Genomic DNA, 19,256 nt, shown 5'->3' with positions numbered 1-19,256 from the left:
AAAACAAAATTCAGTTTCGCATAGTGAAATTATATTCGAGCTTCCTTTGAAAATGAAGTAGTGCTTATTCAGATACATAACTATTTGATTCAGCAAAATTTATCAAAAAACTTCGGATTACCCGTTTACATGGTTTCGGAGTCTTACCTATGATGATCTGCAGATATGGAACATAGTTTCGTATAGCGAAACATAGAAGAGGGTAGGCATGAACCACGAATCGGAGTCTGTAGTGAGCCTGGAGGTGCGCGAGGATGGGGTCGCTGTCGTACGCATCAACCGGCCGGAAGCGAAGAACGCCCTTAACAGTGCCGTGCGCGAGCAGCTCGCCGAGCATTTTCGAGCACTGGCCCGCGACCAGCAGGTGCGGGCCATCGTGCTGACCGGCGGTGACAAGTGCTTCGTCGCCGGGGCAGACATCCGCGAGTTCGCCGAGGCGCGGCCGATCGAGATGTACCTGCGCCATACCGAGCTGCTATGGGAAGCCATTGCTCGTTGCCCGAAGCCGGTCATCGCGGCGGTGAATGGTTTTGCGCTGGGCGGCGGCTGCGAGCTCGCCATGCACTGCGACATCATCGTTGCCGGGGAGTCGGCCCGCTTCGGGCAGCCGGAGGTCAAGCTCGGCCTGATGCCGGGGGCGGGCGGTACCCAGCGACTGATCCGAGCGGTCGGCAAGTTTCAGGCAATGCGTATTGCCTTGACCGGATGCCTGGTTCCGGCACCGCAAGCGCTGGCATTGGGCATGGTCAGCGAGGTGGTCGATGACGAAGTCACCCTGGCGCGCGCCCTCGAGATCGCCTCCGAGATAGCTTCCCTTCCGCCCCTGGCCGTTGCCCAGATCAAGGAAGTGATGCTGGCGGGGGCTGATTTGCCGCTGGAAAGCGCCCTGGTGCTCGAGCGCAAGGCGTTCCAGTTGCTTTTCGATTCCAGGGACCAGAAAGAGGGCGCTCGCGCCTTTCTGGAAAAACGAAAAGCGATCTTCTCGGGAGAGTGAACCATGACACGCACCATCAACCATATGGCGGTCGTCGGCGCCGGGATAATGGGCACCGGCATTGCCCAGATCGCCGCTCAGGCGGGCCTTCGCGTCACGCTTTTCGACAACCGTGAAGGCGCTGCCCAGGCCGCACGCGACACCCTCGAGGGGACCCTGGGCAAGCTGGTCGACAAGGGCAAGATCGCCTCTGGCGATGCCCTGGCCACACTGTCCCGCCTGGAGGTGGCAGCTTCCATTGGCGAGCTGAAGGATGCGGATCTGGTGGTAGAGGCCATCATCGAACGGCTCGATGCCAAGCAGGCCCTGCTGGCTGAGCTGGAAGCCGTGGTTGCCGATGACTGCATTCTGGCGAGCAATACGTCTTCGCTCTCGGTAACGAGCATCGCTCGCGGTTGCCGGATGCCCGAGCGCGTGGCCGGCTTTCATTTCTTCAACCCCGTACCGCTGATGAAAGTGGTGGAGGTCGTCGACGGTCTGGCGACTGATCCGCAGGTAGGCGACAGCCTCCAGGCCCTGGCTTCCCGTATGGGCCACCGGGGCATCCGCGCCAAGGACACCCCCGGGTTCATCATCAATCACGCCGGGCGTGCCTACGGCACCGAGGCCCTGCAGATTCTCAAGGAAGGTGTGGCCGAACCTGCCGAGGTGGATCGCATCCTGCGTGAAGGCCTGGGCTTTCGCATGGGCCCCCTGGAGCTGTTCGACCTGACGGCGCTGGATGTTTCCCATCCTGTCATCGAGTCGATCTACAACCAGTTCTTCCATGAACCCCGCTACCGGCCTGCGGCACTGACCCGCCAGATGCTCGACGCCGGCCATGTCGGGCGCAAGGTCGGCCGTGGGTTTTACCGCTATGCCGACGGCAGAATGATCGATCCGCCCGCTGCGCAAGCCGTACCTGCCATGGAAGTCTTCCCGCCCGTCTGGCTGGGCACCGAAAGCCAGGAGGACCGTGAGCGCTTCACCGAACTCCTTCAGCAGGTGGGCGGGCGGATCGAGAATGGCGCCGAGCCGAGCAGCGACGCACTCTGCCTGCTGGCACCCTATGGCCTGGATGCCACCAGCGCAGCCGGTCTGTTCGGCACGGATCCGGCGCGCACCGTCTGCATCGATCCGCTGCTCGATACCGCTCGGTATCGCACGCTGATGCTCACCCCCGCCACCCGGGCGGATATGCGCGATGCTGCCCATGCCCTGCTGGCCCGTGATGGCGTGGGCGTCAGCGTCATCAATGACAGCGTGGGCTTCGTCGCCCAACGCGTACTGGCCATGATCGTCAACCTCGCCGGTGACATCGTCCAGCAGCGTATCGCCAGTGTGGACGACCTGGATGAAGGGGTTCGGCGGGGCCTTGGTTACCCGCAAGGCCCTTTGGCCTGGGGCGACAGCGTCGGCCCGAAACGCTTGCTGACCATTCTTGAACGCATCAGCGAGCTGACGGGTGACCCGCGTTACCGGCCGGGTCCCTGGTTGCGTCGTCGGGCGGCCCTGGGGCTCTCGTTGCGCCACAGCGAACCACTCGTAACCGAACCCCAACGCTAGGGTGTCTGGATGCATGCAAGCAAAGGTGAAATGAAATGGGCGCACTGACCGGATACCGCGTGCTTGACTTGAGCCGCGTTCTGGCTGGCCCCTGGTGCGGCCAGACACTGGCCGATCTGGGCGCTGAGGTGATCAAGATCGAACGGCCTGGGGTAGGCGATGATACCCGTGGCTGGGGCCCGCCCTGGATGAAGGGCCAGAACGGTGAGGTGACCGGCGAGCCCTCCTATTATCAGTCCACCAATCGCGGCAAGCTTTCGGTGGCGGTGAACCTTGCCAGCCCCGAAGGCCAGGAACTGGTGCGAGCGCTGGCTGCCAGTTGCGATGTTCTGATCGAGAACTACAAGACCGGTTCGTTGGCCAAGTACGGGTTGGACTATGCAAGTCTGTCCGCTCTCAATCCACGCCTGGTGTATTGCTCGGTGACCGGCTTCGGTCAAACCGGGCCACGCGCCGCAGAGCCGGGGTATGACTTCATCATCCAGGGTATGGGTGGGCTGATGAGTATCACCGGTGAGCGCGATGACCTTCCTGGGGGTGGCCCGCAGAAGCTCGGCGTTGCGTTCGCGGATCTGACGACCGGCCTCTACGCCACGGTCGCTATCCAGGCCGCGCTGCTTAGCCGAGAGAAGACCGGTCTTGGTCAGCACATCGACATGGCCCTGCTCGATGTCCAGGTCGCCACGCTGTGCAACCAGAGTCAGAACTACCTGGCCTCGGGCAAGCCGCCCGGGCGTTATGGCAATGCCCACGCCAACATCGTGCCGTACCAGGTTTTTCGCGCCAGCGATCAGGACTTCATCATTGCCTGCGGCAACGACTCACAGTTTGTCGCGCTCTGTGATGCCATCGGCCTGCCGGATCTGCCAAAGGATTCCCGTTTTGCACGCAACGCCGATCGGGTCCGCAATCGTGAAGAGATCGTCGCGATCCTGTCGCGGCACTTTCTCGATAGAGCGGCTGACGAGTGGGTCGAGCGTATTCACGCTCAAGGCGTTCCCGTCGGAGCCATCAACGACATCGCTCAGGCCCTGGACGAGCCGCAGGTGCTGGCGCGCAACATGCTGGTCAACATTCCCCACCCTTTGCAACCTGATTTCATCACTGTCGGCAGCCCGATCAAGCTGTCCCGCACCCCGGTCGTGTATCTGCGTCCTGCGCCAATGCTGGGTGAGCATACCGATGAGGTACTTAAGCGCCAGTTGGGCCTCGACGATGAGCGATTGGATCAACTGAAGGCGCAAGGTGTCATCGAGCAGCTTCGCGAGTGCTGAACCCAGCCACCGGTCAGCCAGCCAACTGGCCGTGGCAAGTTTCCCCACGGAGTTTTTACCAATCAACTGGCAGAAAATATCGCCCCGCTGATCGTGCACCTTGTTCTACAGCCGGGCACGAGCTACAGCCATATCCTGGCCAGTGCTACCTCGAACGGCAAGAACATCATGCCGCGCGTGGCTGCTGCGCTGGATGTCGATCAGATTTCGGAGATCGTTTCCGTAGAAAGCGCTGACGCCTTCAAGCGTCCGATCTATGCCGGCAACGCCATCGCAACGGTGCAGTCTTCGGCTGTCGTCAAGGTGATCACCGTGCGGTCCACCGGTTTCGACCCGGTTGCTGCCGAAGGTGGTTCCGCTGCCGTTGAAGCTGCGAGCGGCCCGGGCGACGCTGAAAAGTCGGTTTTCGTGGGCGAAGAGCTGGCCAGGTCCGAGCGCCCCGACTTGACTGGGTCGAAGATCGTCGTCTCCGGAGGTCGCGGTCTGCAGAATGGCGACAACTTCAAACACCTGTACGCACTCGCCGACAAGCTCGGCGCTGGAGGTCCGGCGGCAGATCACTGCGCCGGGCCTGCTGTCCGTCGTAGAAGCCTCAGTGATTGGAACCCTTGCCCGGCATCTTGATGCCGTGCTGATTCACCCGGCGATACAGCGTTGCACGTGAGATCCCCATCTCCCGGGCAGCGAGAACCGGCTTCCAGCGATTGCGTACCAGGCTGTCGATCAGCGTCTGACGCTCAAGGCTGCCCGATACCCTTTGCTGGCGATCTGCCGGGGCACTGGCGCTTAGCTCTGCAGGCAGATCCTCGACTCCGATCACCTGGTCTGTACAGACCGCACAGGCATACCGCAAGGCGTGGTGCAGTTGCCGCATGTTCCCTGGCCAGTTGTAGTTCAACAGCATTTCCAGAGCCGCTTCACTCAAGCCGATACGCTCGCCCGAGCGCTCGCATTCTTCGTCGAGGAGCTTGTTGATCAGAGCGAGTTTATCTTTGCGCTCGCGCAGCGGCGGAATATCAAAGCGCGCTCCGCTCAAGCGGAAGTACAAGTCTTCGCGGAAGGTGCCTTGCTCGACCAGTGTCGCGAGATCGCGGTGGCTGGCACACACTACCTGGATGTCTATCGTTTGGGGGCGCGACGCACCTAACGGCGACACCTCACCTTCGCTCAGCGCCCGCAACAAACGGGTCTGCAACGTCAGCGGCATGTCGCCAATTTCGTCAAGGAAGAGTGTGCCGCCATCTGCCTGTTGCAACAGCCCACGCATGCCCTTGGTGGACGCGCCGGTGAACGCGCCGGCGGCATAGCCGAACAGTTCGCTCTCGATCAGCGACTCGGGAATCGCCGCGCAATTTACGGCCACGAAGGGCTTGTCCTTGCGCTTGCTGGCGGCATGCAGTTGCAAGGCGAAGTGCTCCTTGCCCGCTCCGGTTTCGCCATGGATCAGCACCGGAAGCCCACGGTCCTTGATGCGCACGGCCCGCTCCAGCGCATGCGCAACGGCAGGATCGAGCGCTTCGATCACCTGGTTGACCATGGCTATCTGGATCGGGCGCTGCGGGACTTTGAGGCGTACGTGCAGATTCAGGCTGGGCAGGTAATGGACTGTGTCATCCGTTGTCGGAAGTCGCTCCGAAGCGAAAGCGTCATGGATGGTGCAAGGGATACGACCGTGACGCTGCAATAGTAACCGGCGAGCGGCTGGGTTGAGTGCCTGGATAACGCCATCGCCGTCCCATGCAAACAGATACTGCGGCTGGCTATCGACATAGCCGGGCAGGGCATGGGCGCGCAACACCGAGAGGTTCTGGGCGGTGTACATGAAGTAGGCGTTCTCGATTTCGGCCGCGCTTTGGATCACCATCTGACGGACCAGATGCTGGCTGCGCCTGTCGTCAGGAGATCGAATGGCGGATACGTCGAGAACCGCGAGGATTTCCCCGGTCGGCGAAAATACCGGAGCGGCAGAGCAGGTGTTGCCGATGAACGCCGCCCGAAAGTGATCGTGCTTGTGCACCGTGACGGGCTGCTTGTCGATCAGGACCGCACATACCGCATTGGTACCTTCTTCGCTCTCGGTCCAGCAAGTGCCCAGGTCGATGCCTGCGCGGCGGTATTCACCGCGTATTGTCGAGTCGATGCAGTAGTCGACGGTGCAGCCAGAGGTGTCGGTAAGCATCACGCAATAATCCGCATCGCGCACCCTTTGATGCAACCGACCAATCTCATCGCCTGCCAGCCTCAGGAACTCGTCGATACGTTCTCTGTGCTCGTTGAGTTGATGAGCTTCGAGGACTCTCGGGCCCTGCAACGAGCCTGGATCAAGTTGGTGGTGCTGCACTGAACGCCGCCAGGAGTCGAGGATGATGCTCGGAACCGGCAGGGTAGGAGCGCTTTCAGCGGTGCGCAGCACACGGCTCACATGATCCACATGAGCCTTCGAGTAACCAGAGGACATGGTACCTCCGTGTGGTCAGTTCTGATTGTTGTGCGGACATTTAATGCCCGTTGTCCTGCGTCGACAAGCTGAATCCGACGGTGTCCGGGGGTGAGACATAACGTCTCAATCGTCTCTCGGAGTCTCGCTTGCCGTGACGCATAACGTCTTAACGCGCTGGACGCTGGCCCGCCAATCAATGCTCGGCAGCGGCTCTGGATCGATGCGTTCAGACCGATATCCAGAGGTTGGCATATGGCTTGCTCAACCCTCTCTCAGTGAACTGCACATTCGGGCAGTCGCACCTCAACAACAATAATTAGAGGCATCTCATGAGCGAATCTGATGCAGTCGATTTCTCCCTGGTCGGCAAGGTTGCCTTGGTCACAGGTGCTGGCCGAGGTATAGGTCAAGGCATCGCCTTGAGCCTGGCCCAGGCCGGCGCGGATCTGGTACTCGCCGATTACGATATTGGCATCGCTGAAGAAGCAGCCGCCAACGTGCGGGCAGTTGGTCGACGCGCACTGGCGTTGCAAGTGGATGTGAGCGAGCCAGCCAGCGTTTCGGCCATGATCGAGCAGGTGCGCGAACGCTTCGGTCGTCTGGATGTGGCGGTCAACAATGCCGGTGTCGTCAGTTTGGGTAAGGTCGACGAGCTGCCTGTCAGCGAATGGGACCGCATCATGAACATCAACGCTCGAGGCGTGTTTCTCTGCTGCCAGGCAGAGCTGCGGCTGATGCGCGAGCATAACTTCGGCCGCATCATCAATCTCGCGTCGATCGCCGGCAAGGTCGGCTTTCCCGCCCTTTCTCATTACAGCGCTTCGAAGTTCGCAGTCATCGGCTTTTCCAACGCCTTCGCCAAGGAAGTTGCCCGTGAGGGCATCACGGTCAATGCCCTGTGCCCAGGTGTGGTGGGTACTGGCATGTGGCGCGGTGAACAGGGGCTATCCGCTCGCTGGGCTGAGCCTGGAGAGACCGAGGAGCAATCCTGGGCGCGGCATCAGGCGGCCCTGTTGCCACAAGGCGAGGCGCAAACCGTCGAAGACATGGGGCAACTGGCCGTTTACCTGGCCTGTGCTCCGCATGTAACCGGTCAAGCAATTGCAGTAGATGGTGGTTTCTCACTGTAACTGATCGAGTGGATCGGCGCCGATCCATGCTCTTAATCAAGTTTGAATTTTCCCGAACAAGCAGTTCGGGAAAGCGGTAGCCGCTTGCCTGGAGTTGCCGGCCGGCTTTCGCTTGCCGAAAGGTCACAAGGCACAACGCTCAATCAGGAGAACACAATGACAAGTACAGTTCTGGCCAAACGTTCCGTTGGCACCGACATCATCAATTACGACGCGATTATCATCGGTGCCGGTTTCGGCGGTATCTACATGCTGAAAAAGCTGCGTGACGAACTTGGATTGAAAGTTCGTGCCTTTGACAAGGCCGCGGGCATTGGGGGCACCTGGTTCTGGAATCGTTATCCAGGTGCCTTGTCCGATAGCGAAACCTTCGTTTACTGCTTTTCATGGGATCGTGAGCTCTGCCAGGAGTGGGATATCACCACGCGCTATGTAGACCAACCGCAAATCCTTTCCTACCTGAACCATGCCGTGGATCGCCATGATCTACGCAAGGATATCCAACTTGAAACGGCAATCACTTCGGCAGTCTTTGATGAAAGCATCACCCGCTGGTTCGTCTCCACAGACGATGGCCACCAGTACAGCGCCAAGTATCTGGTAACGGCACTTGGCCTGCTTTCGGCAACCAATGTGCCCAAGTTCAAAGGCCAGGAAAAGTTCAAGGGCAAGATGTACCACACGGCCCATTGGCCAGCCGACGCTGTACTGGACGGAAAGCGCGTAGGTGTGATCGGTACGGGCTCGACGGGTTGCCAGGTCATTACCGCGATCGCGCCTATCGTCGGCCACCTCACCGTGTTCCAGCGAAGCCCGCAGTACACCGTTCCGGTGGGCAATGGGCCGGTCAGTCGTGAATATGCTGACGAGATCAAGCGTAACTATGACGCGATCTGGAATGAGGTACGCTCGTCTCGACTGGCGTTCGGCTTCAAGGAAAGCAACATCCCGACCATGAGCGTGTCGCCAGAAGAGCGCAAGGAGATCTTCCAGCGGGCCTGGGAAGGCGGCGGTGGATTTCGCTTCATGTTCGAAACGTTCAATGACATCGCCGTTGACGAGCAAGCGAACTTTGCCGCACAGGAATTCATTCGCGACAAGATCAAGGAAATCGTCAAGGATCCCGAAACCGCTCGCAAACTGATGCCGCGCGATCTCTACGCGAAGCGTCCACTCTGCGATAGCGGATACTACGCCACCTTCAACCGCCCGAATGTGTCCCTGGTAGACGTGAAGGAAAACCCGATCGAGGAAATAACCGCGGCGGGGGTTCGAACTGCCGACGGTGTAGAACACGAACTGGATGTCCTGGTGTTCGCAACGGGCTTCGACGCGGTGGACGGAAACTACAAGCGTATCGACATCCGCGGCCGAAACGGCCTCAGCATCAAGGATCATTGGAGTGACGGCCCGTCGAGCTATCTCTCGATGAGCACTTCCAATTTCCCCAACATGTTCATGATCCTCGGACCCAACGGTCCGTTCACCAACCTGCCACCGACCATCGAAACAGAGGTGGAGTGGGTGTCCGACATGATCGGTTTCATGGAAGAAAACGAACTGGCCTGCATGGAGCCCGATCCTGAATGCGAACGCCAATGGGGCGTGACCTGCCGCGAGATCGCCGATCAGACGCTGTTTGCCAGAGCGGAATCCTGGATATTCGGCGCCAACATTCCCGGTAAGACCAACACCGTCTACTTCTACATGGGCGGTTTGGGTCCGTTCAGAGAAATTCTTGCATCGGTCCAGAACGAAGACTATCGAGGCTTCAAGTTCAAGGGCCTGAGCCCGTCCGGTAATTACGCACAAAAAGCCCTGCATTAACTGAACATCACCGCGAAGAAAGCCGCACTTTGTCCTCGCCAGCCAGGACGGGTGTGTTCGCACGGTAGCCATAAGGCGCCGCGTATCCGATGGAGAATATGCAGTGAACCTGAATAAGCCTGAATTGTTTCGTCAACATGCTTATATCGACGGTAAATGGACCGATGCCGACAGTGCTGAAACCATCACTGTCGTCAACCCTTCGACCGATGCCGCGATTGGCCATGTTCCGCGCATGGGTAGAGCGGAAACCCGCCGCGCCATTGAGGCCGCCGACCGTGCCCAGCCTGCCTGGCGTGCGCTCTCGGCAAAGGATCGGGCCATCAAGTTACGCCGATGGTACGAGCTGATCATCGAAAACCAGGACGACCTGGCCCGGATCATGACCCTGGAACAGGGAAAGCCCCTGGCCGAAGCTCGTGGCGAAATCGTGTTTGCCGCATCCTATGTCGAGTGGTATGCGGAGGAGGGCAAGCGCATCTACGGGGACGTGATTCCCGGATCGGCAGACAAACGCTTGCTGGTCCTCAAACAACCCGTAGGCGTTTGCGCCGCCATCACGCCGTGGAATTTCCCAAGCGCGATGATTACCCGAAAGGCCGGCCCAGCATTGGCTGCGGGCTGCACCATGGTCATCAAACCGGCTTCGCAAACGCCGTTTTCAGCGTTGGCCTTGGCCGCTCTGGCCGAGCAAGCCGGCATCCCGAAAGGTGTCTTGTCGGTAGTGACAGGCTCGGCCGCGGAGATTGCCGAGGAGCTGACCAGCAACGCGGTGGTTCGAAAGATCTCGTTCACAGGCTCCACGGAAATCGGCCGCACGATCATGGAAAAGTGCGCCCACGACATCAAAAAGATTTCCCTCGAACTTGGCGGCAATGCCCCGTTCATCGTGTTCGAGGATGCGGACCTGGACGCTGCCGTCGAGGGCGCGCTTGCCTCGAAATTCCGTAACGCCGGGCAGACCTGCGTATGTGCCAACCGCCTATATGTTCACGACAAGGTCTACGACGCATTCATCGACAAGCTCGCCGTCGCCGTCGCTGCGCTGAAAACCGGCGATGGTTTCACGGCTGGCACTACCATCGGCCCGCTGATCGATGAAAAGGCGGTAGCCAAGGTCCGCGCCCATATCGACGACGCAGTCGAAAAAGGCGCCAGGGTACTCAAGGGTGGCGCAGCGCATCAGCTCGGAGGCAACTTCTTTCAGCCCACGATCCTGGTCGATGTGCCTGACACCGCTTGTGTTGCGAAAGAAGAGACGTTCGGCCCATTAGCGCCCGTGTTTCGTTTCCACGACGACGATGAAGTCATCCGCAAGGCCAACGATACCGAGTTCGGATTGGCTGCGTATTTTTATGCGACCGATCTGGGCCGGGTGTTCCGGGTAGGCGAAGCGCTGGAATACGGCATCGTTGGCGTCAATACCGGCATCATCAGCTCTGAAGCTGCGCCTTTCGGCGGTATCAAGGCTTCTGGCGTTGGCCGGGAGGGCTCCAGGTACGGGATCGAGGATTATCTCGAGATCAAATACATGTGCTTGGGGAGTATCTAGCCGGCTCGATTGCGTGTTCGAGGTCAAGCCACGCTTGATCTTTTCTTATCCCTTGACCCAACACCGCCAAGGCACCGCCTTGTGGTCTGCATGACCCTGTGTCGTACAACATAACAACAAGGAATATCGACATGACCAACCTTTGGCGATTGCCCGTCGGACTAGGCATCTTTGTGTTCGTCAACCTGCCCGTTTTTGCTACAACCGATTCGTCTCAATGGGGCCTCGGCGATTGGGGGGGAGCGCGTAGCGAACTGCAGGAAAAAGGAGTGGATTTCATCCTGGGCTACGTGGGTGAAGGGGCTACTAACGTGCATGGGGGTTACAATGACAACCGCACGGCCCGATACACCTCGCAATGGGCCTTGGGCACTCATCTGGATCTGCAGAAGATCCTGGGCTGGAACGCCGCAGAGTTTCGCCTCCTGGTGACCGAACGTAGCGGTAACAATCTGTCAAACGCCGGTATCGCCGATCCACGGACAGGACACCTCAGCTCCGTCCAGGAAGTCTGGGGACGTGGGCAAACCTGGCGTTTGACACAACTGTGGTACCGCCAGCAGTTCTTCGATCAATCGCTGGATCTGAAGGTCGGGCGCATGGGCGTCAACGAAGATTTCAACAGCTTTCCATGCGACTTTCAGAGCCTGGCATTCTGCGCCGCACCCATAGGTAACGTGGCGGGAGACGTCTGGTACAGCGGCCCCGTCAGCCAGTGGGCCCTGCGCGTCAAATACAATATTGACGAGCAATGGGCCGCACAGATTGGGGTATTCGAGCAGAACCCTTCCAATCTGGAAACCGGCAATGGCTTCAAGCTAAGTACCAGTGGCGCCAGGGGCGCGCTGATTCCCGTGGAGCTTATCTGGAGACCGGCGCTAGGTGTCCAGGCATTACCTGGCGAATACCGCTTGGGCTATTACCACAGCACGGCGAGTGCCGACGATGTCTACAGAGACGTCGAAGGTCGCCCACAAGGCCTGACCGGCCTGGATTTCCGATCCCGTAGCAGTAAAAGCGGTGGGTGGGTAATGGCTCGGCAACAAATCACGGCTCGCAATGGCGACCCCTCCCGCGGCCTGAGCGTTTTTGCGAACTTTACCTTTCACGACCAGGCGACAAGTACTATCGACAGTTTTCAAAATGTCGGCATGGTCTATAACGGCCTGTTTGACGGCAGACCCAAGGACGATATCGGCTTCGGGATTGCTCGCATTCATATCAATGACGACGTGACCAGGCGACAGCGTCAAATCAACGCAACTAATGGCATCGACGATTACGACAACCCGCTTTATGTACCTGTGCAGCGCAGCGAGTATAACGTCGAAATCAATTACGGCGTACATGTCACAAACTGGTTGACCGTTCGTCCGAACCTGCAGTATGTGCGGAACCCCGGTGGGGTCCGTGAAGTAGACAGCGCGCTGGTCGCAGGTCTTAAATTAGTGGCGAGATTCTGATGCGGTGGCACCTGCGTATTAGTTCAGACGTTGTTACAACGTTTCGAAGATGCGCTGGTTGCGCCATTGAAAATTGACTCCATAATCTGAATGTAGTCTCGCTCGGTGCTTCGTCTGCTCGCAGTCGACCTTGATACGCGTGGCGTAACTTTGGAGCTTCAAGGTCGGAGCGGTGGGTTCGACTGTATGACTCAACCGTCACCATTTGGGAAAGGATAGTGAAATGAGTAAAAATCAGGGCAAGGTTGCTTTTGTGACTGGAGCAGGCCAGGGGATTGGAGAAGCCATTGCGCTGCGATTGGCTTCAGATGGTTTTGCGGTGGCATGTGCCGATATGAATATCGACACGGCGAGTCAAGTTGCTGAAAAAATCAAAAGGGATGGTGGGAAGGCATTGGCGATCAAGGTCGATGTGGCCGATCGCGAAGATGTGTTCAGAGCTGTGCAGGAAACCGTGGATGCTCTGGGCGATCTGCATGTCGTGATTAATAATGCGGGTATTGCGCCTATAGCGCCAATCGAAACTATCACGCCGGAAATCTACAAGAAGACCTTTGATATCAATGTCGGTGGTGTTTTGTGGGGTATACAAGCCGCGGTAAAAGCGTTCAAGGCGCTGGGGCACGGCGGAAAAATTATCAGCGCCTCCTCGCAGGCAGGCCATGTGGGGAATCCCGATTTGGCTGTGTATGGCGGGACTAAATTTGCGGTGCGAGGCATCACGCAAACAGCTGCCAGGGAGTTGGCCCACCTGGGTGTTACCGTAAATGCCTATTGCCCCGGCATTGTCAACACGCCAATGATGCGCAAGGTTGCCCAAGATGTGGCGGACAATGCTAATCAAAGCTTTGAGTGGGGCATGGAGCAATTTGCCCAGAACATTACGTTAAAGAGACTTTCTCAGCCTGAGGATGTTGCCGCCTGCGTTTCATTCTTGTCCGGCCCTGATTCTGACTACATGACAGGCCAGGCTGTGATTGTCGATGGTGGAATGGTATTTAATTGAATCTGGCTTGACTCTGGATGTCATTTCTTTGATGTCCAGAGTCGTTGGAGGAAAGCGTGAGGATGTGTCTTGGGGTTACTACGACGGCGTTGACTGATGGAGGCGGCTCCTGTCTTTCATGGCAGCGCCTGAGTTGATATGTGCTGCTATGGCAGCTGACGTAATTTTGCATTCTTTCAAAAAAGAATAAGATGGAGGTATGATTTTGCTGGTTTAACGCAGGTCCTCTTGGGATAAGATCTACTTTGTAAAGGATCATTGAGGGGGAGTATTGATCTGGAACTGCAATAGTGGGATATGGCGGCATCCTTGCCATGCCAGCTCGCCGGAAAAGTCGGATCAGAGGTTCAGCGACAGGCTGAACGCCAGATTCCGGGGTTCGCCAGGCATTACCCAGAGGTTGCTGTAGGAGCGCTCATAATAGGTTCGATCGAACGCATTGTTGAGGTTGAGCCCGAGGGTCAGGTTGTCCGTTGCCTTGTAGCGCGCGAGCAGATCGACCGTGGCGTAGGAGGGCAGCTCGAAATCGGGGTTTTCCGTCTCGCCCGCGCGGTTGCCCACGTAATTGACCGCACCGCCCACTTCGAGCCCATGCAGATGGCCATCCTGAAAGTCGTAGACGGTCATCAGACTTCCGCTATGGCGCGGAACATTGAGCAGGCGGCCGCCCACCTCCAGAGTGTTGTCGCGGCGAACTTCGGCATCGACATAGGCATAGGCACCGATGACCCGGATCGCATCGGTTAGCTGCCCGCTGAACTGGGCATCGAAGCCCCGGCTGCGTACCTCGCCGGCAGCGATACTGAATCCCGTTTCGTTCCGGTCGGCCGTGAGGACATTTTTCTTGCTCAAGTGAAAGGCGGCGAGGGTAATGCCCAGGCGATTGTCGAGCAGATCGAACTTGACCCCGGCTTCGTAGCCGATGCCCTCTTCCGGATCGAAGGGACTGCCATTGGCTCCCGCCCCGCCGTTGGGCTTGAAAGAGCGCGAAGCATTGGCGAACAGCCCCACTTCGGGGGTCAGCTGGTAGAGGGCGCCAACGCGCGGAGTGATTTTTTCATGGGTCTGTTCGGCCCGCGTGCCGGCGACCTCGTTGTCCAGGCGCTGGTCGTAATGGTCATATCGGGCGCCAATCAGGGCAGACAGTCTGTCATTGAGCCGCAGCTGGTTCTGCAGATTCAGGGCGCGGTTATAGACGAGTTCGTTGATGTGGGTGCTGCGGCCGTCAGGGCCTGTAACAAAAGCAGGGCGGGGCCGCCCGTAGACCGGCATATAGATGTCGATCAGGCGGGTGTCGGCTGAGCGCAACAGACGCTGGTCCAGGGCGTAACGCTCGTATTCAGCGCCGATCAGCAGGTTGTGCTCGATATCTCCCGTGTATATCTGCCCTCGTAGCTCGAACTGGGTAATCGCATCCTGCCATTTGGAATCGCGGTAGCGCAGGTCGCGCGCCAAGGTTCGCTGGTCGGCCTGCAGTACTGCGCTTTCGGTGGCATAGCCGTTGAGACGACCTTGCTTGTAATGCTTTGCCAGGCGCAGCGACCAGCCGTCATTCAGGTCGTGCTCGAGTTCGGCCTGCAAGGTTTCGTTGTTGTTGCTGACATATCCATCGCTCGGTTCGCCGAAGTAGGCAGAGCGTTGCACAAGACCTAGCCTGTTACCCGGCGCGAGGACCCCTCGGTCGAATACCTGGCGGTTGCGCACCACTTCAGCCTGCATCAACAGACGGGTGTCGGGACTCATCGTCCAGCTGAATGACGGAGCCAGGAGTTGGCGTTCACCGGCGCGATGATCGCGGAAGCTGTCATGGTCTTCGAGGGCCGCATTCAGTCGCAGTGCCATGGTCGCTTCATCATCCAGCGGTGTATTGACGTCGAGGGTGCTGCGGTAACGGTCCCAGCGCCCTGCGCTGAGGTCAATACGGGTGAAGGGTTGCGATTGAGGACGCTTGGAGACGATGTTGATGGTGCCGCCCGGGTCGCCTCGGCCGTAAAGGCTGGAGACCGGGCCCTTCAAGACCTCGACCCGTTCGATGTTGGCGGCATCCGGGGAATTCATATAGCCGCGGTTGACGCTATAGCCATCCTTGTAGAATTCCGAGGTGGCCAGGCCGCGGACGCTATACCCGTACAGTGTCAGGCCGCCGAAGTCGTTCTGGCGGGCGACGCCCCCTGCGAAATCAAGAGCGCGCTCGATACGTGGGCTATCGAGGTCTTCCAGTACTTGAGCCGGGATCACGCTCAATGACTGAGGCGTTTCGCTGATGGGCGTGTCGGTTCCGGTGGCGCTCGCTGAACGCTGGGCGCGATACCCTGTTACCGGTCCGGTGGCGGTTTCTTGTTCCGTGGTGATCGTCATGGTTTCCAGCACCGCGCTGCCGGTATCCTGAGCCTGAGCGCCTGCACTGACCAGACCGAGCAAGGTGCCGCTGGCAAGGAGGCCGGGGAGGGACAATCTGGAAGACATTCTTTTTGATCTCATGGAGGGTGGTAGTGGGAAAGGGTGCAGGCAATCGACTGTTATAACATATCAAAATGATGCGATTGGCGCGAGGTGGGCATTGGCTGTTCGTTCGAGCGCATCACGCGCGGAACAAGCAAAGCGGCAAGACGTCTTAACTGCGTTCGGCTAGTGCAGGATCACCCACAAAAACGCTTAAGGAGTTCGACCATGCTCATTTCTCATTGGATGCGCAGAGTAGCGGCAGCAATGGCGGTATTGCATCTCTGCCTGTTCGTTCAGATCCCGATGGCTCAGGCCGCAATGATCGGAACACCGGAGGTGATTTCCGAGCACCGCCAGGATGTCGACAGGCAGCAGTTGATGGCGATGCTGGATGACGAAGAGGTCAAGCACAAACTCGAAGCCATGGGTGTAGACCGGGCACAGGTGCAGGATCGCATCAATAGCCTTACCGCAGCTGAACTGGCGCAGTTCAATCAGCAACTCGATCAGGCTCCTGCCGGCGGCAACGTTGTTGGTGTCATCATCCTTTTCCTGGTGATTTTCATCGTGACCGACATGCTGTGCGCAACCAACATCTTCAACTTCGTCAACTGCATCAACCGTTGATACGACGGATCTGCCTGGCGCTTCTGGCGGTCATCTGGCTGGCCGGTTGTGCACGTACGCCCTTTGTAGCGGTGGACGAGGGGCACCTCCCGCGCCAGGCAGAGCTCAGCGAAGTACCTTTCTTCCCTCAGGAAGAATACCAGTGCGGCCCGGCTGCACTGGCTACCATGCTCAACCACCGCGGGTTGGCCAGTACCCCCGAAGGCCTCGTCGATCGGGTCTATCTCCCTGAGCGTCAGGGCAGTCTGCAGGTGGAAATGGTCGCGGCAGCACGCGCGCATGGGCTGCTGGTCTATTCGCTGGCGCCCCGCATGGAGACGTTGTTGGCCGAGGTGGCTGCTGGTAATCCAGTGCTCGTCCTGCAGAATCTGGCGTTCAACCGCTGGCCGCAATGGCACTTCGCGGTTGTTGTGGGCTATGACCTGGATGAGCAGATCGTCATCCTTCGTTCGGGAACCGAGGCTCGTCGCAAGGAAGGTTTTCGTGAATTCCAACGAGCCTGGTTCAAGGGACAACGATGGGCCGTACTGACCGTGCAGCCTGGGCAGATTCCGCATTCTGCCGAGTTGGCACCATGGTTGGAGGCTGCTAGCGACCTTGAGGAAACCGGGCAGCAAATGGCTGCGGAGCAAGCCTATGCTGCCGCAGTTGAGCATTGGGACAGTGGGCTAGCCTTGTTTGCTCTGGCCAACAGCCAGTATCAGCGAGGAGATGGGTCATCCGCCGAGCAATCGCTGCGTGACAGCCTGCGCGTGACACCTGATTTTGCACCCGGATGGTTCAATCTTTCGCATTTGCTGGCTGAAGGCAATTGCTTGGACGAGGCAGCTTCGGCCAGGGCATGTGCTGCCCGGCTGAGTCCGCAGGATTCCCGGTTCCGTACTGAGCTTGCTTTACCTTTGACTGACGAAGGTGCTGCTTGTCGGCCTCTGCCTGCGTGTCCTGTCGACTAGGGCCTGTGCGAAAAGTCAGCCGAGCGAAGGACAGGCAAGGCGAAAAGCGGCGAGGAAGCGGAGTTTACTAGTCGTAAATGAGCATTCCGAGCCGCTTTTCAACGCAACATGACCGAGCGCAGGCACTTTTCGTACAGAGCCTAGAATCCCAGCCTGTCCCGAAGGTTGTAATAGGCAGCACCGATGGCTGTCAGGGGAACTCGGAAAGCGCGGCCCCCAGGGAATGGATAATGTGGCAGGCTGGCGAAAGCGTCGAAGCGCTCGGCTTGCCCGCGCAATGCCTCGGCGAGGAGCTTTCCGGCCAGATGCGTGTAGGTCACACCATGTCCGCTGCATCCCTGCGAATAGTAGATGTTGTCGTCTAGCCTGCCCATCTGCGGCAACCGGGACAACGTCAGAAGGAAGTTGCCGCTCCAGGCATAGTCAATCCTGGCCTTGGCCAGTTGAGGAAAGGTCTTGAGCATCTTCGGCCGGATGATCGCTTCAATGTCATCCGGATCGCGCGCACCGTAGACAACCCCGCCGCCGTAGATCAGTCGCTTGTCCGCTGAAAGTCTGTAGTAATCCAGCAGGTAGTTGCAGTCTTCCACGCAATAGTCCTGAGGAAGCAAGCTTGCGGCCAAATCGCCATCGAGCGGCTCGGTAGCGATCACTTGGCTGCCACAGGGCATCGACTTGGCCGCCAGTTCCGGCAGGAGGTCACCCAGGTAGGCATTGCCCGCTACAACGAGGAATTTTGCTCGAACGCTGCCTTCGGGGGTGCGGACAACAGGCGAACTTGTCCGCTCGATGTTGACGACGGGGCTTTGCTCGAAAATTGTGCCGCCAAGGGATTCGACGCCAGCGGCTTCTCCCAAGGCAAGATTGAGTGGATGTATATGGCCACCCATCCGATCCAGGACGCCGCCCACATAGCGGTTGGTTGCGACTACCTGCTGAATCTGAGCTTGATCCAGCATCTGCAGTTCCTCGTATCCATGGCGTTGCCATAAGGCTTTCTGGGATTCGAGGTGGCGCATCTGCCTGGCATTGAATGCGGCAAACACGCCGCCATTTTTAAGATCACAATCAATGTGGTAGCGGGCGACACGTTCACGAATGATGCGTGCACCCTCGAAGGCCATCGCGCCTATCATGCTCGCCTCGGCCGAACCGACGCTGCGCTCGATGACATCAATGTCGCGGCTGTAGCTGTTGACGATTTGCCCTCCATTGCGCCCCGACGCGCCGAAACCAACACGCGCCGCCTCCAGCACAACGACCCTGAACCCCGCTTCAAGCAGGGACAAGGCGGCTGACAGTCCTGTGTAACCGGCGCCGATCACGCATATGTCTGTTTCTAACGCTTCCCTGAGTGAAGGTCGCTCGGACGTGCAGTTCGCAGAGGCGGCGTAATAGGACGAAGGGTAGGCGGTGTGCACCATTCTGCAATACCTGTTGTGAATATTTGACGGGGCTCATGCTACTCGCGCTCGCTGAGGATCACCAGCGCCCGGCCTTACCCCTGATTTGTTTAAAAAGCACGAATATCAGTTAGTTAGCAAAAAAAGTCTTGACTCCTTTCTTGGGCTCTATAAAATGCGCCCCCATCGAAGGCACATAGCTCAGTTGGTTAGAGCACCACCTTGACATGGTGGGGGTCGTTGGTTCGAATCCAATTGTGCCTACCAATTCGAACCCGCGTCACGTGGGGCTTAGAGGGCGATCCGAAAGGGTCGCTCTTTTTGTTTGCGCTGAGTTAGTCGCGGGGGCTGATAGGGGCGGTGCGCTCGTCTGTCGAGCTGGTGGATCCGCGAAAGGTTGTCGAAATAGGTTGACGGCTGTTCCCGAGCCCCTATAATGCGCACCACTTCCGGCGCAGTCTTCAGTGAAAAGCTCTTGTAGATCAAGAGGTTAGATGTGGAGTGCGGCGGGCGGAAAGCCAGGTCATGGCGTGCCGCTGGCAGGCTCGGGCGAAAGCGCGGTGCCAGCCAGGGGGTCTGGTCCTGAACGGGTCGGGC

General features: G+C 58.6%; 13 protein-coding genes, 1 tRNA gene and 1 pseudogene. 12 read left to right on the top strand and 3 right to left on the bottom strand.

What is annotated here, in order from left to right:
- The first annotated feature begins 208 nt into the window (after positions 1-208).
- From ACFOMF_RS13860 to ACFOMF_RS13845, 4 genes and pseudogenes are all read left to right on the top strand, one after another.
- Positions 209-994, top strand: a complete 786-nt coding sequence (locus ACFOMF_RS13860) for an enoyl-CoA hydratase (protein WP_386365894.1) — start codon at positions 209-211, stop codon at positions 992-994.
- A gap of 3 nt (positions 995-997) precedes the next feature.
- Entirely contained in the window at positions 998-2,539 is a 1,542-nt protein-coding gene (locus tag ACFOMF_RS13855; protein ID WP_386365892.1) for a 3-hydroxyacyl-CoA dehydrogenase, read from the top strand.
- A gap of 35 nt (positions 2,540-2,574) precedes the next feature.
- Positions 2,575-3,813, top strand: a complete 1,239-nt coding sequence (locus tag ACFOMF_RS13850; protein WP_386365889.1) for a CaiB/BaiF CoA transferase family protein — start codon at positions 2,575-2,577, stop codon at positions 3,811-3,813.
- Positions 3,814-3,876: 63 nt separating this feature from the next.
- Positions 3,877-4,353, top strand: a pseudogene (locus ACFOMF_RS13845) (electron transfer flavoprotein subunit alpha/FixB family protein); the annotation flags it as partial.
- Positions 4,354-4,405: 52 nt separating this feature from the next.
- Here ACFOMF_RS13845 and ACFOMF_RS13840 read toward each other — a convergent pair.
- Positions 4,406-6,271 carry a sigma-54-dependent Fis family transcriptional regulator gene (locus ACFOMF_RS13840; protein WP_386365887.1) on the bottom strand — a complete coding sequence of 622 codons (1,866 nt, stop codon included), beginning with the start codon at positions 6,269-6,271 and terminating at the stop codon, positions 4,406-4,408.
- Between the two features lie 311 nt (positions 6,272-6,582).
- Between ACFOMF_RS13840 and ACFOMF_RS13835 the strand changes: the two genes are divergently transcribed.
- The 5 genes from ACFOMF_RS13835 to ACFOMF_RS13815 all read left to right on the top strand — a co-directional run bounded on the left by ACFOMF_RS13835 (position 6,583) and on the right by ACFOMF_RS13815 (position 13,231).
- On the top strand, positions 6,583-7,383 hold the full coding sequence (locus tag ACFOMF_RS13835; RefSeq protein ID WP_386365885.1) for an SDR family NAD(P)-dependent oxidoreductase: 801 nt from the start codon (positions 6,583-6,585) through the stop codon (positions 7,381-7,383).
- A 156-nt stretch (positions 7,384-7,539) separates the two neighbouring features.
- The gene (locus tag ACFOMF_RS13830; RefSeq protein ID WP_386365883.1) at positions 7,540-9,210 is read left to right on the top strand and encodes a flavin-containing monooxygenase; all 1,671 of its coding nucleotides are present in this window, start codon (positions 7,540-7,542) and stop codon (positions 9,208-9,210) included.
- A gap of 103 nt (positions 9,211-9,313) precedes the next feature.
- On the top strand, positions 9,314-10,762 hold the full coding sequence (gabD, locus tag ACFOMF_RS13825) for an NADP-dependent succinate-semialdehyde dehydrogenase (RefSeq protein ID WP_386365882.1): 1,449 nt from the start codon (positions 9,314-9,316) through the stop codon (positions 10,760-10,762).
- Between the two features lie 131 nt (positions 10,763-10,893).
- Positions 10,894-12,225 carry a carbohydrate porin gene (locus ACFOMF_RS13820; protein ID WP_386365880.1) on the top strand — a complete coding sequence of 444 codons (1,332 nt, stop codon included), beginning with the start codon at positions 10,894-10,896 and terminating at the stop codon, positions 12,223-12,225.
- 223 nt (positions 12,226-12,448) lie between these two features.
- Positions 12,449-13,231 carry a (S)-acetoin forming diacetyl reductase gene (locus tag ACFOMF_RS13815; RefSeq protein ID WP_386365879.1) on the top strand — a complete coding sequence of 261 codons (783 nt, stop codon included), beginning with the start codon at positions 12,449-12,451 and terminating at the stop codon, positions 13,229-13,231.
- A gap of 339 nt (positions 13,232-13,570) precedes the next feature.
- Here ACFOMF_RS13815 and ACFOMF_RS13810 read toward each other — a convergent pair whose 3' ends face one another.
- Positions 13,571-15,697, bottom strand: coding sequence for a TonB-dependent siderophore receptor (locus ACFOMF_RS13810; protein WP_386365877.1), 2,127 nt, complete (start codon positions 15,695-15,697; stop codon positions 13,571-13,573).
- Positions 15,698-15,901: 204 nt separating this feature from the next.
- Between ACFOMF_RS13810 and ACFOMF_RS13805 the strand changes: the two genes are divergently transcribed.
- On the top strand, positions 15,902-16,303 hold the full coding sequence (locus ACFOMF_RS13805; protein WP_386365875.1) for a PA2779 family protein: 402 nt from the start codon (positions 15,902-15,904) through the stop codon (positions 16,301-16,303).
- Positions 16,258-17,256 carry a PA2778 family cysteine peptidase gene (locus ACFOMF_RS13800; RefSeq protein WP_386365873.1) on the top strand — a complete coding sequence of 333 codons (999 nt, stop codon included), beginning with the start codon at positions 16,258-16,260 and terminating at the stop codon, positions 17,254-17,256. The genes ACFOMF_RS13805 and ACFOMF_RS13800 overlap by 46 nt, the downstream gene beginning before the upstream one ends.
- A gap of 140 nt (positions 17,257-17,396) precedes the next feature.
- On the opposite strand, the gene ACFOMF_RS13795 is transcribed toward ACFOMF_RS13800, so the two are convergent.
- The gene (locus ACFOMF_RS13795; RefSeq protein ID WP_386365871.1) at positions 17,397-18,680 is read right to left on the bottom strand and encodes an NAD(P)/FAD-dependent oxidoreductase; all 1,284 of its coding nucleotides are present in this window, start codon (positions 18,678-18,680) and stop codon (positions 17,397-17,399) included.
- A gap of 169 nt (positions 18,681-18,849) precedes the next feature.
- Here ACFOMF_RS13795 and ACFOMF_RS13790 point away from each other — a divergent pair.
- Positions 18,850-18,926 (top strand) — tRNA-Val (locus ACFOMF_RS13790).
- Positions 18,927-19,256 lie beyond the last annotated feature (330 nt).

Source organism: Stutzerimonas tarimensis (genome assembly GCF_042648805.1).
GTDB classification, from domain to species: Bacteria; Pseudomonadota; Gammaproteobacteria; order Pseudomonadales; family Pseudomonadaceae; genus Azomonas; species Azomonas tarimensis.
This window is presented reverse-complemented; position numbering and strand designations above follow the sequence as displayed.